The sequence below is a fragment of the Bradyrhizobium ferriligni genome (assembly GCF_056837965.1).
Window position 1 is genome coordinate 20,557 of record NZ_JBXEJO010000015.1, and the last position, 19,340, is coordinate 39,896.

The 19,340-nt window shown below is 65.4% G+C and carries 15 protein-coding genes; 1 reads left to right on the forward strand and 14 read right to left on the reverse strand.

Features of this window, described 5'->3' with window-relative positions; translation table 11 throughout:
* Positions 1-31: 31 nt before the first annotated feature.
* The 8 genes from AC1VNY_RS11135 to AC1VNY_RS11170 form a co-directional block, all read right to left on the reverse strand.
* Positions 32-700 carry an amino acid ABC transporter permease gene (locus tag AC1VNY_RS11135; RefSeq protein WP_016839817.1) on the reverse strand — a complete coding sequence of 223 codons (669 nt, stop codon included), beginning with the start codon at positions 698-700 and terminating at the stop codon, positions 32-34.
* A gap of 58 nt (positions 701-758) precedes the next feature.
* Positions 759-2,006: an NAD(P)/FAD-dependent oxidoreductase gene (locus AC1VNY_RS11140; RefSeq protein ID WP_482405173.1), complete on the reverse strand. Its 1,248-nt coding sequence runs from the start codon at positions 2,004-2,006 to the stop codon at positions 759-761.
* A gap of 16 nt (positions 2,007-2,022) precedes the next feature.
* The gene (locus AC1VNY_RS11145) at positions 2,023-2,781 is read right to left on the reverse strand and encodes an SDR family NAD(P)-dependent oxidoreductase (RefSeq protein ID WP_482405174.1); all 759 of its coding nucleotides are present in this window, start codon (positions 2,779-2,781) and stop codon (positions 2,023-2,025) included.
* A 108-nt stretch (positions 2,782-2,889) separates the two neighbouring features.
* Positions 2,890-3,972, reverse strand: a complete 1,083-nt coding sequence (locus AC1VNY_RS11150; protein WP_482405175.1) for a zinc-binding dehydrogenase — start codon at positions 3,970-3,972, stop codon at positions 2,890-2,892.
* Positions 3,973-4,089: 117 nt separating this feature from the next.
* Positions 4,090-7,971, reverse strand: a complete 3,882-nt coding sequence (locus AC1VNY_RS11155; protein ID WP_482405242.1) for an autotransporter domain-containing protein — start codon at positions 7,969-7,971, stop codon at positions 4,090-4,092.
* Between the two features lie 242 nt (positions 7,972-8,213).
* Complete coding sequence (locus AC1VNY_RS11160; RefSeq protein ID WP_482405243.1) at positions 8,214-9,191, reverse strand: DMT family transporter; 978 nt, start codon at positions 9,189-9,191, stop codon at positions 8,214-8,216.
* Positions 9,192-9,400: 209 nt separating this feature from the next.
* Positions 9,401-10,240, reverse strand: a complete 840-nt coding sequence (locus AC1VNY_RS11165; RefSeq protein WP_482405176.1) for an aldo/keto reductase — start codon at positions 10,238-10,240, stop codon at positions 9,401-9,403.
* A gap of 267 nt (positions 10,241-10,507) precedes the next feature.
* A complete protein-coding gene (locus tag AC1VNY_RS11170) occupies positions 10,508-11,992 on the reverse strand; it encodes an aldehyde dehydrogenase family protein (protein ID WP_482405244.1) in 1,485 nt (494 codons plus the stop codon).
* Positions 11,993-12,109: 117 nt separating this feature from the next.
* Here AC1VNY_RS11170 and AC1VNY_RS11175 point away from each other — a divergent pair, with 117 nt between their 5' ends.
* On the forward strand, positions 12,110-13,195 hold the full coding sequence (locus tag AC1VNY_RS11175) for a substrate-binding domain-containing protein (RefSeq protein WP_482405177.1): 1,086 nt from the start codon (positions 12,110-12,112) through the stop codon (positions 13,193-13,195).
* Between the two features lie 94 nt (positions 13,196-13,289).
* Here the strand turns inward: AC1VNY_RS11175 and AC1VNY_RS11180 are convergent, their stop codons facing one another.
* The 6 genes from AC1VNY_RS11180 to AC1VNY_RS11205 form a co-directional block, all read right to left on the reverse strand.
* Positions 13,290-14,189: an SMP-30/gluconolactonase/LRE family protein gene (locus AC1VNY_RS11180; protein ID WP_482405178.1), complete on the reverse strand. Its 900-nt coding sequence runs from the start codon at positions 14,187-14,189 to the stop codon at positions 13,290-13,292.
* 152 nt (positions 14,190-14,341) lie between these two features.
* Positions 14,342-14,767, reverse strand: a complete 426-nt coding sequence (locus tag AC1VNY_RS11185; RefSeq protein ID WP_482405179.1) for a globin family protein — start codon at positions 14,765-14,767, stop codon at positions 14,342-14,344.
* Between the two features lie 104 nt (positions 14,768-14,871).
* Entirely contained in the window at positions 14,872-15,666 is a 795-nt protein-coding gene (locus AC1VNY_RS11190; protein WP_482405180.1) for an ABC transporter ATP-binding protein, read from the reverse strand.
* 10 nt (positions 15,667-15,676) lie between these two features.
* Positions 15,677-16,579 carry a nitrate ABC transporter permease gene (gene ntrB, locus AC1VNY_RS11195; RefSeq protein WP_225643299.1) on the reverse strand — a complete coding sequence of 301 codons (903 nt, stop codon included), beginning with the start codon at positions 16,577-16,579 and terminating at the stop codon, positions 15,677-15,679.
* Positions 16,580-16,637: 58 nt separating this feature from the next.
* Entirely contained in the window at positions 16,638-17,948 is a 1,311-nt protein-coding gene (locus AC1VNY_RS11200) for a CmpA/NrtA family ABC transporter substrate-binding protein (protein ID WP_482405181.1), read from the reverse strand.
* Positions 17,949-18,293: 345 nt separating this feature from the next.
* Positions 18,294-19,208, reverse strand: coding sequence for an intradiol ring-cleavage dioxygenase (locus tag AC1VNY_RS11205; protein ID WP_482405182.1), 915 nt, complete (start codon positions 19,206-19,208; stop codon positions 18,294-18,296).
* Positions 19,209-19,340: the final 132 nt, after the last annotated feature.

The window sequence follows — 19,340 nt, forward strand, 5'->3', positions numbered from 1 at the left end:
AACCACCGATGCGGCCGCTTCTCAGAATTACTCACACCTTGTCGTAGGTCAGCCCGCGCTCCAGCCGCCTCGCCACCAGCGTCGACGGGAACAGGATCGCGAAATAGATCAGCGCCACGATGGTGTAGACCTCGAGCGGCCGGTAGGTGTCGGCGTTGATCAGGGTGGCGTTGTAGACGAGATCGGGCACCGCGATGATCGAGACCAGCGAGGTGTTCTTCAGCTGCGTCACCGACTGGTTGACATAGGGCGCCATCATCGGCTTCAGCGCCTGCGGCAGGATCACGAGCCGCATCAGGCGCCAGCCGCGGAAGCCGAGCGCCTTCGCGGCGTCCCACTGCCCGACCGGCACGCTCTCGATCGAGCCGCGCACGATCTCGGCGTAGAACGCGCCGCCATAGAGCGACAGCACGCTGACGGCGGCGACATGCGCCGGGATATTGACGCCGATCACCACCGGAAACGCGTAGTAGAACCAGATGATCTGCACCAGCAGCGGCGTGCAGCGGAACAATTCGATATAGGCGATCAGGAGCCAGTCGATCACGGGAATGCGGCGCAGCCGCAACATGCCGACGATCAGGCCGATCAAGGTCCCGAGGATGATGGTGCCGATCGTGTAGGCGATGGTCCAGCCGAGCCCGAGCCAAAACAGATGGCTGTATTTGGCAAGGATGCCGAAATCCCAGACGTAGTTCATCCTGCCCCTCGGTTGCCGCGCGCTTGATCGCCAAACATCGCAGGCGGCCTCGCGCAAGTCACGCGATATACCGGTTCGGCGAAAATGCCTTGACCTCGAACGGCGGCGCATCGCCCGCGATCAACGCCGCGATTGCGGCGCCCGTTCCGGGGCCGGTGGTGAAGCCGATATGCTGGTTGCCGAAGGCGAGCCAGAGTCCGCGATGCCGCGGCGCCTTACCGATCATCGGCAGGCTGTCGGGCAGCGTCGGCCGCGCGCCGCGCCAGCGCTCGCCGACCGCATCGCCAAATTCGACCACGCTGCGCGCCATCGGCACCACCGCCTCGAGCTGCGCAAAATTCGACGGTGCGTCGCGCGCGGTGAGCTCGACGCCGCTGGTGACGCGAACGCCCTGCTCCATCGGCGTCATCAGAAAGCCGCCCTCCGTGTCATGGATCGGCCGCAGCAATTTGCGTGCCGGGTTCGGCACGAAATGCTGGTGATAGCCGCGCTCGAACGCCAGCGGCACGCGATAGCCGAGCGGCCGCAGCAGCTCGGCCGACCACGGCCCGAGCGCGACCACGACATGGCGCGCGGCGATCTCGCCGTCGGCGAGCTGCACGCGCCAGCTGTCGCCGCGCGGTTCGATGCGCCGGATCCCTGATTGCCTGATCGTGCCGCCGCCAGCGGCAAGCATCCGCCCGTAGGCCTTGACCACTGCGCCGGGTGAATCGACCGATGCCGTCTGCGTGTGCAGGAGACCCGTGCTGTAGGCAGGGATGATGTTCGGCTCGAGCGCGGAGATCGCCTGGCGGTCAAGCACCTCGCTCCTGATGCCGAACTCGGCGAGCGCTGCCTGCTCGGCCTGCGCGGCGGCGAGCCCGTCGGCGCGCCAGGCCTTGAGCCAGCCGGTTTCGCGGATGCGATGGCCGGCGCCGGCCTGCACGATCCAGTCGCGATGCAGTTTCAGCGAGGTCCCGATCAGGCCGTGCAGCGCGGCGGCGCGCGGTTTGGTCCGCGAGGGCGTTGCCGTCGCGAGGAAGCGCATCACCCAGCCGGCGTTGGCGAGCGCCCACGCAATATTCCAGCGCAGCGCCGGATGCGCGTTGGTCAGATATTTCGGCAGGTTCTTCAGCAGCGACGGCGTATTGAGCGGCAGGATCGAGCCCGACGAGATGATGCCGGCATTGCCGTAGGAGGTTTCGCTGCCGGGCTCGCGGCGATCGACGACAACGACGGAGAGCCCGCGCTGCCGCGCGGCGAGGCCCGCCGAGACGCCGACCATGCCGGCGCCGAGCACGGCGACATCGACCTGGTGTGCTGCCATGCCCTCGCTCATGCCATCACATCAAGGTCAGGCCGCCATCGACCGGCAGCGTCGCGCCGGTGACGTGGCCGGCTTCCGGCGACAGCAGGAAGGCGACGACGGCGGCGACCTCGTCGGGCTCGGCCAGCCGCTGCATCGGATTGGCCTTTGCGACGCGCTCCCAGGTCGCGGTATCAAGCGCGCCGAACAGGCCGCGATCCTTGCGGGTGTAGCCCGGCATCACGGCATTGGCGGTGGCGCCTGACGCGGCGAGCTCGATCGCGAGCGACTTCACCAGCACCTCGAGCGCGGCCTTCGCGGCGGCCGATCCCGGATAGGTGGCGCCGGGCACGAAGCGATGCGGTCCGAAGCTCGACACCGCGACGACGCGGCCTTGCGCGCTTCGCGTGAGGTCGGACAGCGCGGCCGCTGCGATTTCATGGAAGGCCGCCGCCATCACCGCGAAGGCGCGCTCCAGCGCCTCGCGCGGCAGGCTCAGGAGTTCGCGCCGGTCGGCGAAGCCTGCGGCGTGTACGATGCTGTCGATCGGCCCGAACGCGGCCCGCGTTGCCGCGACCAGCGCGGTGCCGGCGCCGACCTTGGCGAGATCGCCGGTGCAGACCTCGACCTTCGCGCCCTTGCTGCGGCATTCCTCCGCAACCGAGTTCAGCCGCGCAAGGCCGGCGGCCTCGGTGCCCTGTCCGTGCAGCATCAGGGATTGAGCGGGGCCGGCGAGCCGGCGCGCGACTGCGGCGCCGATGCCGGAGCCGCCTCCCGTGATGATTGAAACGCGCATGAGGTGCGTGCAGTCAGTGCGATAAGAGACAGCGAACTATAGGTTCGGCGCCACGAAATGCAAACCGCACCCCTCGCCGTCACTGTAGCGCCAGGTTTCAACGCCAAATCAGCGCCACGGCTCGACCAGGATCTTGGTGTGCGCCTCGGGATTGGCGAGATCAGCAAACGCCTGCGCGACGCCGTCGATGCCGACGCGGCCGGTGACCAGCGACGCGGCATCGACCTGGCCTTCCGCGATCAGGCGCAGCGAATAGGCGAATTCCTCGGGCGTATAGCCGAGCACATATTGGACGTTGAGCTCCTTGATGATGCCGAGCATCGGCTCGGACTTGTCGGTCTCCATGCAGACGCCGACCACGACGACACGGGCGCTGCGCGGGGCGCCCTCGAACACCTGCTGCAGCACGCCGGGCACGCCGACGCATTCGAAAATCAGCGCGGGCTTCAGCGGCGGCAGCAGCGCCTGCATCGGCGGCCGCGCCGCCTTCTCCGCGTCGGTCATCTGGGCATGCTCGGCCCAGCTCGCATAGGGCTGCGTCTTGGCAGGATCGACCACCACATCGGCGCCCATCTTCTCGGCGAGCAGGCGTCGTGCCGGCGAATAATCGGCAGCAACGATCGGTCCGAGCCCCCTGATCTTCAGCGCCGCGATCACCGCCAGCCCGACCGGTCCGCAGCCGATCACCAGCGGCACCTCGCCGCCCCTGATGTTGGCCATTGCCACCGCATGCACGCCGACCGCAAGCGGCTCGGTGAGCGCGGCGTGCTCGGCCGCAAGCCCGTTCGGCACTTCGAGCAGCAGCGGCTCGCTGAGCAGCATCTGTTCGGCATAGCCGCCGAGATGATCGTTGGAATAGCCGATGCCCTTCGGCCCCTCCGGCGTCAGCAGCGCCGGCAGCGAGCATACGCGCGTGCCCGGCTTCAGCTTGCGCGTGGTGTTCGGGCCGTAATCGAGGACCTCGCAGCAGAACTCGTGACCGAACACGACGTCGCGCGACAGATCCATCGGCGTGCGGCCGGGCAGGAACTTGCTCAGCTCGACCATGCGGTGGGCATGCTTGCGTGCGTGCAGATCGGAGCCGCAGATGCCGCAGGCGAGCGATTTGACCAGCACCTGGCCAGCGCCGGGCTTCGGCTCGGGCACCCGGTCGACGACAATCTCGCCGTTCCTGAAGATCGCTGCGCGCATATTCCCTCCCGCGTGGGTTTTGTCCCATTCATTTTGATGCGTATTTCGTCCCGCGAAATGCTGTCGCGGATCACGTCCGGGACAAGCTTTCGCCGCAGGAGGCTATAGCACGGAGGGTCACCACGTATAGCGCATAACGCCCTTGCCGGCGTAAGACTGTGTCACGTTGGAGAATTCGCCTTCGAAGGTCGCGGCGGCCGACCAGCCGTTGCGCCACCTCAGCTCGGCGGAGGCCGTGGTCAGCGCCGAGTCGCTCGCCTGCGCCGCGCCGTTGACCACGAAGGCCGCGCCGGGCAGCGTCTGGAACACGGCACCAACGGCGCGGTCCGGATTGAAGTCGTGCGCCCAGGCGACGCGACCGCGCAGCGTCACGATGCCGCCGTCAACCGCGAACGATTTGTCGGAGCGCAGGCCGAGTTCGCTCCTGACGTCGGTGACGCTCTTCGCTGCATAATTCAGCGCGAAGGCGCCGCCGCCGGAGACCACGCTCTCCGCATAGGCCGGCAGCTCGAAGCTCGTGAACTGGGCCGCCGCGTAAGGCGTCAGCCCAATCGACGGCGTGGTATAGCGATAGCCGCCCTCGAGCCGGCCCGACCAGGCATTGGCATTGAAGTTGGCGCGCAGATGATCGGCGCCGGCCGCAGTGACGATGCGGTCGGTGGTGACATCCTGCCAGCCATAGGCGAGCGCCGCGCTTAAGTACGCCGCGCCGACGCTGTGGCGAACGAACGCACCGGCCTGGAACAGATCGGAGCGGCCCCAGCCGAGACCGTTGACGCTGAAGCTGGTGGCGCCGCCGGCGAGCGCAAAGCCGGCAATGGTGTTCGGCGAGAAGCGGTAGTCGGCGCCGACCGCGCTGCCATAGAGGCTGCTGCTGGTGTTGTTCGAGCCGAGCACCGCATTGCCGCTGGTGCTCTGCGAGCCGCCATAGCCCGCCGCCCATACGCTCCAGCGCTGCTCGAAGCTCGGCTGCGGTGGCGGCGCCTTGGTGTAGATCGCGGCCAGCGCATCGCGCGGCTCGCGCGCCGCATAGGCGAGCGGCGTGCTCTCCTCGGCGAACGGCGTCGCCCCCGCGCCGCCGCCGAAGCCACCATCGCGCCCGGCGACGAACGGATCGGTCAACAATCCCAGAAACAGGCCCATCGCGTTGAACGTCGCCTGCTGCGAGCCGGTCGCGCCCTCACCCGAGGCCTGCGTCAGGCCATTCGGCGACAGTCCGGCGAACACCGCATTGATACCGCCATTGGCGTTGAAGAAGTTCTGCAGCGTGGTGGCGACGTTCTGCTGATTGACGTTCAGCTTCGACTTCGCGCCGTAATCGAGCGCGAAGTTGAGATAGGCGTTGCTCGCGTCATAGCCGAGCGTCGCGACGAGGTTCGACGGCAGCCCGGCTGAGTCGACACCCGCAAACGTGCTGCTGCGGCCGCCGGCCGCCGACAGGATGGTGTATTGCTTGGCGATCGTACTGCCGGCGGCGACGCTGACGCCGACCGATCCGGCCAGCGTCGCGCTGCCGCTCACCTTGGCCAGGGTGGACGCCGTCGAATTGAGCCCGACGAGATAAAGTGCACCGGACTGGAAGGCGAGATTGCCCGCCACGTTCAGGAATGTGCCTGATGTCGCATTGCCGGGCATCAGGATGCCGCCGCTTGCAATCGTCGTGTTGCCGACGGTGCCGACGCCGGACAGCGCGCCGCCGGCATTCACCGTGGTGAGGCTCGACGAGGCGATCGAGCCGTCGACCTGAAGAATGCCGCCGTTGACCGTCGTGGTGCCCGTATAGCTGTTGACGCCGGACAGCGTCAGGGTGCCGCTGCCCGTCTTCTCGAAATTGGCAGGACCGGTGCGGCCACCGCCGAAGCAGCCACAGATGTGGAATGGATTCGACGGATCGAAGTCGGCAAGCACGCCGCTGAGCGTCGTCGAGAGATTATTGCTGCCAACGGCGAGGGTGTTGCCTGAGCCGATATAGTAGAAGCCGGAGCCTGCGATCGAACCCGCGGTGATGCGCCCGTCGCCGTTCAGCCCCGTGCTGAGCGAGAAATCGACCAGTCCGGTGCCGTTGGTGATGAACTGTGCGTTGCCGCCGGTCGCGTTGTTGAAGAACCTGATGGTGCTGCCGGCTTCGGTGGTGATGGTGGCATCGCCCGCCGTAGCGAACGCCGTGAAGATGTGTTGGCTGCCGGCCTGGTTGTCGATGGTCGCATTGCCCGCGGTGGCATAGGCATCGAACTGGAGAACGCTGCCGTCCCGATTGACGATCGTCGCGTTGGCCGCGGTCGGCGCCTCTACCGGGTTGAAACCGCCAGATCCGAAATAGAGCACGCCGCTGTTGTCGAAGCTGGCGTTTGCCGCCGTGCTGTTCTGGAAAAAGGCGACCTGACCGCCCGCGAGCGTGACGATGGTTGCCGAAGCCGCAGATGAGGACTCGAAAAACTGCGTCGAGCCGCCATTGGCGCCGTTGGTGATGGTGGCCTGCCCCGCATTGGTGTGGCCCAGAAACACCGCGGCACCGCCGTTAGAGTTGTCGATCACGGCCTTGGCGGCCGTGCTGGTGTCGGAGCCGCCGGGAGGACCAAACGCGTCGCCGAACACCACAGTGCCGCCGTTGGTGTTGGTGAATCTGGCGTTGCCGGCAGAACTGGTGTCGCGGAAGATCGTGAGCGCACCATTGGTGTTGCTCACGGTGGCATTGCCCGCGGTGCTGCTGTCGCGAAACTCCGTGATGCCGAAATTCTGGTTAACGATCGTCGCCGTCGACGCCGTGGTGGAATTGTAGAACGTTGTGGTGGCGATCCCGTTGAAGCCGTCGTTGACGATCTTGGTAATGCCCGCCGTGTTGGCATTGACGATGTCGAACTTGCCGTCGACGGCGACCTCGCCGACGATCGAGGCGGTGTGGGTGGCGTCGCCGAGCTGCAAGGTCGCGCAATCGCAGATCGTGGTGCCGCCGGTGTAGGTGTTGGTGCCTGTTAGCACCACGCGGCCGAGACCGCCCGAATTGTCCAGCACCGTCAGCTTGCCAGGGCCGTTGCCGTCGGCAATGTTGCCGGCGATCGTGAGCGTCACGCCATTGGCGTCGATCGCGCTGCCAATGGCCGACGTGTTGATCTTGAAGTTGTTGGCGAAGGTCAGGTTGCCGAGGCCGTCGGCCTGAAACGAGGCATTGTCGAGCGTGACGGTGCCCGACCCGACCGAGCCGTTGTTGCCGACGACAACGGTCGTATCGACCACCAGCGTGCCGCCGGAATAGGTGTTGGCGCCGGAGAGCTGCACGTTGGAGAAGCCGGACGCCGACGAGTCGATCAGGCGCAGAACGCCAGCGCCGGCACCATCGGCGATCACGCCCTGGAGATTGACCTGGGCGCCGTTCGCATCGACCGTGCCGCCGGCCGCGTTGACCGCGATGTTGTTGGCGAAGGCGATGCTCGAGACCGTCGGCGACTGCATCTGGAACGTGCCGCCATTGAGCGTGATGGTGCCGGTGCCGACCGAATCCGCATTCGTCACCTGCACGGTTCCAGCGGAGATCAGCGTGCCGCCGGAGTAGGCATTGGTGCCCGCGAGCACCAACGTGCTGTTGCCGAGCTGCTGCACCATCACGCCGGGCGCAAGCCCGTCGTTGATGTTCGCACTGATGGTGATGGTCTGGCCGCTGTTGGCCCGGTTGATCAGGCCGCCGCTCGGCCCCGTCAAGGCGAAGTTAACCGGGTTACCGCTGATCGTGTACGACTTCGAATTGGCGGTGAAGGTCCACGAGTCCGGCAGCATCGGGCCAGCGCCGATCGTGACCGTCGCCGATCCCGTCGAATCGAAAATGGCGGATTGGGACGGGAGGATCGGCGGCGCGCCGGGCGACGTCGTCGACCAGTTGGTCGAGAGCTGGTAATCGTCGCTGCTCGTGGTGCTGCCGCTGCCACCCCAGGTGAAGCTCTGGGCTTGTGCCGAACTGGACGGCAACAGGCTTGCAGCCGCCGAGACGCAGACTGCCGAAGCCAGCACACCGCGAAACTGCCGAGCAAACGAAAAAAAGAACGAACCAAAATGCACGTGAACTGCCCCCAAACGCTCTACGGCGCTCTTGGGGTGAGATTAGCATGCTGCCAAACGCGCGATTGCTGGTTGTGTCCGAAATCCTTCGATTCAGCTTCCGGAGGTCGAAGTTTCGGCCCCACTGTTGTACACCCGCAACGCTAGCGGAGGCTGGCCTCGCAACCAGCGCACGATTCTCGGTACTCTGGTCAGGCGTTCGGCGACGGCTCGCTGGCCACGGTCAGCAGCTGCGACCGTCGGACGCGCTCGCGATGCGCGGTGTAGAGGCCCGAGGCGACGATGAAGCCGGCGCCGAGGATGGTCCAGCTGTCGGGCACTTCGCCGAAGATCATGAAGCCGAGGATGCTGACCCACAGCAGCTGCGTGTAGGAGAACGGCGCTAGCACCGAGGCATCGCCATAGCGGAACGCCAGCACCACGATCCACTGTCCGACGGTGGACGCAACGCCGATCAGGATGCCGAACATGATGTCGTGCCAGCTCGGCGTGACCCAGACGAACGGCACCAGCGCGCTGACGATGGCGACGCCGACAATGGACGAATAGGTCATCACCGTGATCGGGCGCTCGCTGCCGCTCATCATGCGCGTCAGAATCAGCGTGCCGGCCCAGGCCAGCGCCGAGACGAGCGGGAAAATCGCGGCGGGATGGAACGCGCTGGTGCCCGGCCGCAGGATGATGAACACGCCGGCGAGGCCGACCGCGGTCGCGATCCAGCGTCGCATGCCGACCCTCTCACCGAGGAAAGCGATCGACAGCGCGGTGACGAACAACGGCGAGACGAAGCTGGTGGCGGAGGCTTCGGCGATCGGCAGGAAGCCGAGTCCCGTGATGAAGATCAGCGAGGAACCGAGCAGCGCGGCGCCGCGCAGCACGTGCAGCCCCGGACGGCTGCTGCGCAGCGCGAACAGCGGCGAGCCCGGCAGCATCGCCGGCGTCATGATCATCGCGAACACCAGGAAGCGGATCCAGGCGATCTCGATCGAGGGCAGCGTGGAGGAGAGATATTTTGCCGTGACGTCGGAGGTGCCCAGGAACACGGTCGACAGCAGGATCAGCGCGATACCCTTGAACGGCCGGTCGGTGCGGGCGGGCGCCTTGCTTGTCGCTGCAGGCGCGGTCTTTGCGGGCAATGAAAGGGGAACGCTGTCCAGCCTGGCGGCCACGGCTGCGGGGGGCGGTGTCACGGCAATCTCGAAGGCAAAATAAAGGGAATCTGCTGCTCGTACAAAACGCCAATTCCGCCGCGAGAACAATGCCCGAAAACGGGACTCCGATATGCACCAGCGCGCGCGACCGCCCGCCGCAGGCTGTGTGCCGCCGCAACTGCAACAGTTTGTTAAGAACTGTGTGGAGCGAAGTGAACCGCTCTCGCTCAGAGCATCGGCAGCGAGCGCGGCTTCGGCCCGCGCGGGAACGCGGCATCGAGCGCCGCGAGTTCATCGCCGCTGAGCTTCAGAGTTCCTGCCGCCGCATTTTCCGCCGCGTGTTCCGCGTTCGACGCCTTCGGAATCGCGAGCACCGACGGCAGCCGCGTGAGGAAGCTCAGCGCGACCTGGCGCGGCGTTGCCTTGTGCGCCTGCGCGATCGATTGCAGCACCGCGCCGGCCTTGGTCGACAGCGAAGGAAAATCATTGTGACCGAACGGCGAGTAGGCGACGACGGCAACGCCGTGCTGCTCGCACCACGGAATCACGGCGTGCTCGATGGCGCGCTCCTGCAGATGGTAGAGCACCTGGTTGCAGGCAATCGTGCCCTCACCCGCGACATCGAGCAGTTCGTCGAGATCCTCGGCGTCGAAATTGCTGACGCCCCAGGCGCGGATCTTGCCCGCCGCGATCAATTCGTCGAACGCCGCGACCGTCTCGGCAAGCGGAGTGGTTCCGCGCCAGTGCAGCAGATAGCAATCGAGGCGATCGGTCTTCAGCCGCCTCAGCGAGCGCTCGCAGGCGGTGATGGTGCCGCGCCGCGAGGCGTTGCTCGGCAAGACTTTCGAGACCAGGAACGTTTCGTCGCGGCGGCCGGCGATCGCATCCGCAATCACAAGCTCAGCGTCGCCGTACATCTCGGCGGTGTCGATATGCGTCATGCCGGCATCGATGCCGCGCTTCAGCGCAGCGACGGCCGCCTTGCGGTCACCGCGATCGAGATACCAGGTGCCCTGCCCGATCACCGAGACCTGCGGGCCGTTGTCGCCGAATTTTTTTGTCTGCACGATCGCCTCGTCCCGCGTGTTCGCTTGTAGCCCCCGCGCAGGACGATAAAGCAAACGGACGACCATGTCTCCACATCGTCGTCCCGGCGCGATATCTCCGCATCGTCGTCCCGGCGAAGGCCGGGACCCATACTCCGCAGCAGTCGTTGTTGGCGGGACTCGTCATCCCACCCGTGTGCAACAACAGATATTCGTGGTTATGGGTCCCGGCCTTCGCCGGGACGACAGCTATATTGTGACGCGCGCTCTCGCGTCTCTCGACGCACGTCAAACGTTGAGGTTCATCCACACCGCCTTCGGCTCGGTAAAGTTATCGAGCGCGGCGGTGCCGTGCTCGCGGCCGAGGCCGGAATCGCGCTCGCCGCCCCACGGCAGCCGCACATCGGTGTAGCCATAGGTGTTGATCCACACCGTGCCGGCGCGGGCCTTTTTGGCGAAGCGCTGCACGCGGCCCATATCGGCGCTCCAGACGCCGGCGGCGAGGCTGTACGCCGTGCCGTTGGCGATGCGCAGCGCATCGGCCTCGTCCTTGAACTTGATCACGCTGACGACGGGACCAAAAATCTCCTCCTGCGAGATGCGCATCTCGTGCGCGACGTTGGCGAACACCGCAGGGCTGATGAAATAGCCGCGGTCACCGACCCGCGCGCCGCCGGTGGCCAGCAGCGCGCCTTCATGTTTGCCGATCTCGACATAATCGAGGATCGAGCGCAGCTGCTTCTCGGAGATGACGGGCCCGAGCGCGGTGGCGCGATCGGCGGGATCGCCGATCCGCAACGCCTCGGCGCGGGCGACCAGACGCTCGACCACCTCGTCATAGGCGTTCTCCTGCACCAGCACGCGCGAGCCGGCCGAGCAGACCTGCCCGGCGTTGAAGAAGATGCCGGCAGCCGCGGCCTTGGCAGCGGCTTCGAGATTGGCATCGTCGAAGATCACATTGGCGGACTTGCCGCCGAGTTCGAGCGAGACGCGTTTGAAGTTGCCGGCGGCTCCCTTCATGATGCCGCGGCCGACGCCGGGCGAGCCGGTGAACGTCACCTTGTCGACATCGGGATGATTGACCAGCGCATCGCCGACGATGCGGCCGGGACCGGTTACGATGTTGAGCACACCCTTCGGCAGTCCGGCCTCGAGCGCGAGCTCGCCGATCCTGAGCGCCGACAGCGAGGTCAGCTCGGCCGGCTTCATCACCACCGTGCAGCCGCAGGCGAGCGCCGGCGCGAGTTTCCACATGCCGATCATCAGCGGGAAATTCCACGGCACGATCGCGGCGACCACGCCGACCGGCTCGCGCACCGTATAGGTCAGCGCGTCGTCGCGCGCCGAGACCACATCGCCGCTGATCTTGTCGGCCCAGCCGGCGTAATAGGTCAGCGTGTCGATGGCGGCCGGAACATCCTGGCGCAGCACCGCCGAGATCGGCTTGCCGGCATCGAGACTCTCAAGCGCTGCGATTTCATCGGCGTGCTGCTTCAGCAGCTCGGCCCATCGGAGCAGAATATGGCCACGTTCGGCCGCGCGCATGGTGCGCCACGGCCCCTCGAAGGCGCGGCGGGCGGCCGCCACGGCACGATCGACATCCGCCTCATTGCCTTCAGCAATCGTCGCGATCACCTGCTCGGTGGCGGGATTGAGCGACTTGAAGGTGTTTCCGGACAGCGAACGGACGCGGGCGCCGTCGATCAGCAGCAATTCGTCCCTGATGGTCGGGGCGCGGCGGGCGTCACGCTCATAGTCATATGCAACTGACATCATATTTCCTCCTGGTGCTGTCATTCAACGTAGGGGGCTTCGATCAGCAGTAAATATGATATCTTGTGCCTATTGGCATGCCAGGATATGAAGTCAATTTCATAATCGGTGACCACCATGCTGCAGATCGAGATCGAGACCGTCTGGCGATTCCGGAAAGAGGACAGCCCGCAGACCGCGGTCGTGATGCTCGGCATCCTCAACGAGATCAGGAAGACCGGGAAGATCACCAGCGCCGCCAACGACGCGCAGCTGTCCTATCGCCATGTCTGGAACCTGATCGAGCAATGGACCGCCTTCTTCGGCGTGCCGCTGGTGGAGACGCAGCGCGGCAAGGGCTCGAAGCTGACGCCATTCGGCGAGAAGCTGGTGTGGGCCGGCGAGCGCATGCAGGCGCGGCTCGGGCTGCAGCTCGAGAACCTCGCGCAGGAACTGGTCACCGAGATCAAGCCGTTTCTCGAGCAGCGGCCGTCGGTGATCCGGGTCCATGCCAGCCACGGCTTTGCGGTGTCCAAGCTGCGCGAGTTCCTCGACCGCGCGGGCGGCGTCGGCGTCGATCTGCGCTATGTCAGCAACCAGAACTCGCTGGTCTCGCTGGCGCAGGGCGCCTGCGATCTCTCCGGCGTGCACCTGCCGCGCGGCGAATTGCGCGCGCAAGGCATCAAGGCCTGCCGCGAATGGCTCGATCCGCGCGAGGACCGCGTCATCAATTTCGTGACGCGCGAGATGGGCCTGATGGTCAAGCGCGGCAACCCGCTGAAGATCGCGTCGCTGAAGGACCTGGTCGAGCGCAAGGCCCGTTTCGTCAACCGCGACCATGATTCCGGCACGCGGCTGCTGTTCGATCAATTGCTGGCGCTGCACAAGATCCCGGAAGGGCGGATCAACGGCGCCCAGCACATGGAGTTCACCCATGCCGCGGTCGCCGCCTATGTCGCCAGCGGCATGGCGGATGCTAGCTTCGGCGTCGAGGCCGCGGCCCGGCAGTTCGGGCTCGATTTCATCCGCCTGCTCACGGAAGATTATTTCTTCGTCTGCAAGCGCGCCTTCCTCGAGACCGAGCCGATGCAGCGCGTGCTCGACATCATGAAGAGCAGCGAGTTTCACAAGGCCGTGGGCGCCCTTCCCGGCTATGTCGCCTCCAACACCGGCGCCGTCAGCGGCGTGAAGGAGTTTCTCGAGAAGCTGCATTCGGACCGCTGATCAGGCCACACCCGGCGGCGGCCGACCTGGTGGCCGTCGATCCTTCGGGACCCGCGCCAGGTGCGATGACGAGGATCGACAGACAGGAAGATGTCTAGCCGAGGCCGCCGATGTCGGCGACCAGCACCGAGCCCGTCACCGATTCCGTGATGTAAAGACGGTCGCGGTTGGCGCCGCCGATCGCGACGTTGGTGCAGCTTGGCCCGGCGCAGGACTTGATCCGCGCGATGCACTCGCCGTTCGGCGCAAACACGAAGACATGGCCGAGCGAGGCGTGCGCGACGAACAGCCGACCGGCGACGTCCATCGTCATGCCGTCGGGCCCGCTCGCGCCGAACAGCGAGCAGAAGCGGCCGACCTTGGAGACGCTGCCGTCCTTCATGAACGGCGCGCGCCAGACCGCATTGTCGCGCGTCATGGCGACGAACAAGACTGCCTCGTGCGGATCGAGCACCAGGCCGTTCGGGCTGATGCCGGTGTCGATCAGGCAGTCGAGCGCTCCATTCACCCGCAGTCGATAGACGCGGCCGGTCGGATCGTGCAGCCCGGTCTGGCCCTGATCGGTGAAATAGATGTCGCCGTTCGAGGCGATGTGCAGGTCGTTGCAGCCGCGGAACGATTCCGAATTGCGCGAGCGCAGCAGCGGCGTGACCTCGCCGGACCTGGCATCGAGCTCCATCAGGCCGTGCCGATAGTCGGCGATCAGGATGCGGCCCATCGCATCGATCTTCAGCCCGTTCGGCCAGCCGTCATATTCGGCAACCTGTGACCATGACTTGTCAGGCGCGATCCTGAAGATGCGGCCGAATGGGATGTCGACGATGTAGAGATTGCCATCGGCATCGAACGACGGTCCCTCGATGAAGCAATCGGTCACCGCGCCCGGGCGGTTGGCGTCGGCCCATTCGCTCGCCATGTTGCGGCGGAATTCGGCCGGCACGGCGGAGAAGATTTCGGTCGGGATCAGTTTCGGCGGCGTTTCCAGGAACATCATTGTTGGTTCACCCGTTGGCGGAGCGGGGCGGACCATAGATGCTTGCGTGCTTCATTGCGAGCGCAACGAAGCAATCCACCTATCCGCCTGAGCGATGGCCGGACGGAAGGACTCTTGCAGCGACGTGGAAGGCTTCAGTCTGTCACCGCCTGCTATTCGGCCGGCTGCGCCGAGCCATAGGCTTCCGAGATCATGTAGCCGGACAGCGTGCCGTAGGCCGCGGTCCATGCGGCGGCGACGTCAGGCGTCCAGGCTTCGCCGAGCCCCTTCTCCAGCGTCCACAACAACGCGCCGCCGACCACCGGATAATGCTCGGGCTTGGCGCCATAGCTGACATGCCGCTTGGCCAGCGCACTCGCGGCCGGCAGGATCGTATCAAGATTGCTCAGCCCGTTCACAACGACGGCAAGCGTCGTCATCAATTTCTTGCGCTGCTCCTTCATGTCGGCCGGAAACATCGCCTGCACGGCGGGCGCGACTTCGAACAAGCGATCGTAGAAAATGACCGCGGCCTGCTCCGAGATCGGCGCGACCTTGCCAAAGCTGTCCTGAACCAGCTTGATTTGGGCCGGATTCATCTCGACTCTCCCTGGTTCTGGAATGACCTGCAAAATGCGAGCATTGGTAGCTGCATCCGGCGTTTCGGTTCAAAGCGGAAACGCGCTTGCCGTCGACGTGATCATCACGCCGCCTCGACGAAGCTGTGGCGCTCATAGAGGAATTCGAGCACGCGTTGCCGGCACCTCAGGTAGCCTTGGTTGGTCGCGAGCTCGAGCCGCTTGCGCGGGCGCGCCAACGGCACCTCGAGCACCTCGCCGATCCGCGCGCTCGGACCGTTGGTCATCATGACGATGCGGTCCGACAGCAGCACCGCTTCGTCGACGTCGTGGGTGATCATCAGGATGGTGTTGCCGAGCTTCTGGTGCAGCGCCATCACCGAATCCTGCAGATGCGCCCGGGTCAGCGCGTCGAGTGCACCGAACGGCTCGTCGAGCAGCAGCACCTTCGGCTCCATCGCGAGCGCACGCGCGATGCCGACGCGCTGCTTCATGCCACCCGAGATCTCGCTCGGCCGCTTGTCCTTGGCATGCGCCATCTGCACGAGGCTGAGATTGTGCATCACCCAGGCGTCGCGCTCGGCCCTGCTCTTGGTCCTTGCAAACACCTTGTCGACGCCGAGCTTGACGTTCTCGTAGACGGTGAGCCACGGCAACAGGCTGTGGTTCTGGAACACCACCGCCCGATCCGGTCCCGGCGAATTGACCTCGCGGTTCTCCAGCAGCACACCGCCATTGGTGGCGCCGGTGAGGCCGGCGACGATATTGAGAAGGGTCGACTTGCCGCAACCGGAATGGCCGATGATCGAGACGTATTCACCCTTCTCGATCGTCAGGTTGATGTCCTTCAGCACCTCCGTGGTGGCGTTGCCGCGGGTGAAGGTCTTGTCGATGTGATCGAGCTTCAGATAGGCCTGCATGACTTTCTCCTCAGTTCGCCGCCGTGCCGCGGGTCACCACTTTGCCGAGGCCCGCAATGAGCCGGTCGAGCACGAAGCCGATGATGCCGACATAGAACAGCGCCAGGATGATTTCGCTGATATGCGAGGAATTCCACGCATCCCAGATGAAGAAGCCGATGCCGACGCCGCCGATCAGCATTTCCGCGGCGACGATCGCGAGCCAGGACAGGCCGATGCCGATGCGCAGGCCGGTGAACATGTAGGGCGCGGCCGCCGGGATCATGATCTTGGTGAAGAACTCCAGCGGATTGAGCTGCACGACGGCCGCGACGTTGCGGTAGTCCTGCGGGATGTTGCGGATGCCGACCGCGGTGTTGATGATGATCGGCCACACTGAGGTGATGAAGATCACGAAGATCGCCGAGGGCTGGCCGTCGCGGAATGCGGCCAGCGACAGCGGCAGCCACGCCAGCGGCGGAATCGTGCGCAGCACCTGGAACAGCGGATCGAGCCCGCGCATCGCCCAGACCGATTGTCCGACCAGCGTGCCGAGCGCGATGCCCGCGATCGCCGCCAGCGAATAGCCGTAGGCGACGCGCTGCAGGCTGGCGGAGAGATGCCAGAACAGGCCCTTGTCGATGCCGCCATTGTCGAAGAACGGATCGAGGATCAACTCCTTGGTGTCCTTGAACACTTTCGACGGCGGCGGCAGGCTGGAGCCGGCGCGCCGGCAGATCAGCTCCCACACCACCAGCAGCAGCGCGACCACGATCAGCGGCGGCACCACACGCGCCGCGGTCTCCTTCGCCATCCTGGCGTAGGCCTCGGCGCGCGGCGCGCGCTTCGGCGTCATGGTCACGACCGGCGCCGCGGCAGCGGCCGGCGGGATCGCGACCGCCGACACTTCGGTCTTCATGGCAGGCATCGACATTGAACGAAAATCTCCGTGGTCAAAGGGAGAGCCGCGCTGCACGCGCGGCTCGCTCAAATCAGACGTCAACACGCTTGATGGACAACGACTTCAAATAGGCGGCGGGGTCGGCAGGATCGAACACCTTGCCGTCGAAGAAGGTTTCCTTGCCGCGCGAGGTCGAGGCCGGAATGTCCGACACGCCAAGCTCCTTGGCGGCCTCCTTCCAGAGATCCTCGCGGTTCACCTTGGCGATCAGCGCCTTGGTGTCGAAACCTGCCTCGTACTTGCCCCAGCGGATGTCCTCGGTGAGGAACCAGAGGTCGTGGCTCTGATACGGATAGGAGGCGTTGTCGCTCCAGAACCGCATCTGCTGCGGCGAATTCTCGACCACGCGGCCGGTGCCGTAGTCGAACTTGCCCTTCATGCGGTCGGTGATGTCCTCGACCGGGCAGTTGATCCACTGCCGCTTGGCGCAGATCGCCGCGGTCTCCTCGCGGTTCTCCGCCTTCTCGCACCACTGCTGGGCTTCCATCACCGCCATCAGCAGCGCCTTCGCGGCCTTCGGATTCTTGTCGACCCAGGCAGCGCGCAGGCCGAACGATTTCTCCGGATGCTTGTCCCAGAGCTCGCCGGTCGTGATCGCGGTATAGCCGATGTCCTGATGGATCAACTGCAGATTCCACGGCTCGCAGACGCAGAAGCAGTCCATCGTGCCGACCTTCATGTTGGCCACCATCTGCGGCGGCGGCACCACGATGGTCTCGATATCCTTGTCGGGATCGATGCCGCCGGCGGCGAGCCAGTAGCGGATCCAGAGGTCGTGCGTGCCGCCGGGGAAGGTCATCGCGGCCTTCACCGCCTTGCCGGAAGCTTTCTTCTTCTCCAGCGCCACCTTGAACGGCGCGGTGTCGATGCCGACCTTCAGATCGGCATACTCCTTGGCGACCGAGATGCACTGGCCGTTCAGGTTGAGCCGCGCCATGATGTACATCGGCGTCGGCTGATTGTTCTGCGTCACCTTGCCGGCCGAGATCAGATACGGCATCGGGGTCAGGATATGCGCGCCGTCGATGCCGTTGCCCTCGGAGCCGAGCACGAGATTGTCGCGCGTGGTGCCCCACGAGGCCTGCTTCTGCACCTCGACATCGGGCATGCCGTATTTGGCGAAGATGCCCTTCTCCTTGGCGACGAACAGCGGCGAGGCATCGGTCAGCGCAATGAAGCCGAGCTTGGCGCCCTTCACTTCCGGACCCGCGCCCTGCGCGAATGCACCAGCGGGAAAGTTCAGCTTGGCCGCGGCAAGCAGCGCGGCGGCGCCGCTGGTTGCCTTCAGAAGCTGACGGCGGCTGAGGCCGCGGCCAGAAGGCTGGTTGGTGGGCTTGGTCATCGGTCGTCCTTTGCTGCGTCGTTGCGTTGCGGTGTTGCGTCAGTGCGTCGAGCGCCGTCCTTCGAATGGCGACGCGCGCAGGGCGCAAAAAGGCGTGCACCGGGAAGCCCCGGTCTGGCGGCGTCAGAAATCCGATGGGGTAGCCTCGAGGGACGGCTTCAATGGCGTCGGCTAATGATTATTCAAGCCTTGTGCCAACCTACCGCAGTGCAAAAATGGGTTTCGCTGCAAAGCGTTGCGCAACATGTCGCAGCGTGCGCGAAATTTCCGCGCGCTGCCAAAATTTGCGATACGCCCAATCTTTGTGCGACGCACAAGAATTGAGCAGAAGCGTCCAGAAACCGATCAGGCGTCTTCGGAGACCTTGGTGCCGAGCGGCGCGGGCGCCATTCCGCCACCGGGCTTCACGTGGAATTCGTAGGTCATCAGGCTCCACGGCCCATCGAAGCGCTGGCCATCGGGCATCACAGGATCGGTGCGCCGCTCGACCTTGGCGATCAATTCATCCTTCACGCCGAACACGACGTCGGAGTCGATGTATTTGTCGCCCTCGACGAAGACATGCGTGATCAGCGGCTCGTAGCCCTTGGCGTTGACCAGGAAGTGCACATGCGCCGGCCGCATCGGGTGACGGTTGGTCTGCGTGATCATCTGCCCGACCGGGCCGTCGGTCGGGATCGGATAGCTGCACGGCACGATGGTGCGGAAGAAGAAGCGGCCGTCGGCATCGGTGATGAAGCGCGCCCGCGACGACGGACCTTCGGTGGCGTAGCTCGGCTTCTGCGAGTCGTAGAATCCGTCGTCATCCGCGTGCCAGATATCGACCGGCACATTGGCCAACGGCTTGCCGTCGAGGTCGGTGACGCGGCTCTGCACGAACATGCGCTCGCCGGGCAGGCTTGCCGAGATGTCGGTGCCGTGCGGGGTCACCTTGTGCTCGCCGACATAGAACGGGCCGAGCACGGTGGTCTCGGTTGCGCCGTCGCGATCGCGATGGTTGACCGCGTCGACCAGCATCGACACGCCGAGCACGTCGGACAGCAGGATGAACTCCTGGCGGATGTCGGTGCACTTCTGCCCGGTGCGGGTCAGGAAGCCGATCGCGTGGTCCCATTCCTCGAAGGTGAGATCGGTCCTGCGCACATAATCGTGCAGCGACTTCACCAATTCCTGCAGCAGGAACTTGGCCCGCGGATCGGGTGTCTGGTCGAAGCTGCGGATGACGGCGGCGGTGAGCTCGGTTTCGTTGAACTGGGTCATCTCGGCGTTTCCCTTGACGGATACCTTGGGCCCCTTCGGGGGCGCGATTGCAAGGGCGACCGTACACCACCAGCTCAATGCCGGTAAGCGGCAGCGGATTGGTGCAGCAGACACTTTTCGGCTATCAAGGCC

What these genes read in the sequence shown, in the direction of transcription:
- AC1VNY_RS11135 (WP_016839817.1), bottom strand. Translation starts at nt 700, where the DNA reads ATGAACTACGTCTGGGATTTCGGCATCCTTGCCAAATACAGCCATCTG.
- AC1VNY_RS11140 (WP_482405173.1), bottom strand. Translation starts at nt 2,006, where the DNA reads ATGGCAGCACACCAGGTCGATGTCGCCGTGCTCGGCGCCGGCATGGTC.
- AC1VNY_RS11145 (WP_482405174.1), bottom strand. Translation starts at nt 2,781, where the DNA reads ATGCGCGTTTCAATCATCACGGGAGGCGGCTCCGGCATCGGCGCCGCA.
- AC1VNY_RS11150 (WP_482405175.1), bottom strand. Translation starts at nt 3,972, where the DNA reads ATGCGCGCAGCGATCTTCAGGAACGGCGAGATTGTCGTCGACCGGGTG.
- AC1VNY_RS11170 (WP_482405244.1), bottom strand. Translation starts at nt 11,992, where the DNA reads ATGTCAGTTGCATATGACTATGAGCGTGACGCCCGCCGCGCCCCGACC.
- AC1VNY_RS11175 (WP_482405177.1), top strand. Translation starts at nt 12,110, where the DNA reads ATGCTGCAGATCGAGATCGAGACCGTCTGGCGATTCCGGAAAGAGGAC.
- AC1VNY_RS11180 (WP_482405178.1), bottom strand. Translation starts at nt 14,189, where the DNA reads ATGATGTTCCTGGAAACGCCGCCGAAACTGATCCCGACCGAAATCTTC.
- AC1VNY_RS11185 (WP_482405179.1), bottom strand. Translation starts at nt 14,767, where the DNA reads ATGAATCCGGCCCAAATCAAGCTGGTTCAGGACAGCTTTGGCAAGGTC.
- AC1VNY_RS11190 (WP_482405180.1), bottom strand. Translation starts at nt 15,666, where the DNA reads ATGCAGGCCTATCTGAAGCTCGATCACATCGACAAGACCTTCACCCGC.
- ntrB (WP_225643299.1), bottom strand. Translation starts at nt 16,579, where the DNA reads ATGTCGATGCCTGCCATGAAGACCGAAGTGTCGGCGGTCGCGATCCCG.
- AC1VNY_RS11200 (WP_482405181.1), bottom strand. Translation starts at nt 17,948, where the DNA reads ATGACCAAGCCCACCAACCAGCCTTCTGGCCGCGGCCTCAGCCGCCGT.
- AC1VNY_RS11205 (WP_482405182.1), bottom strand. Translation starts at nt 19,208, where the DNA reads ATGACCCAGTTCAACGAAACCGAGCTCACCGCCGCCGTCATCCGCAGC.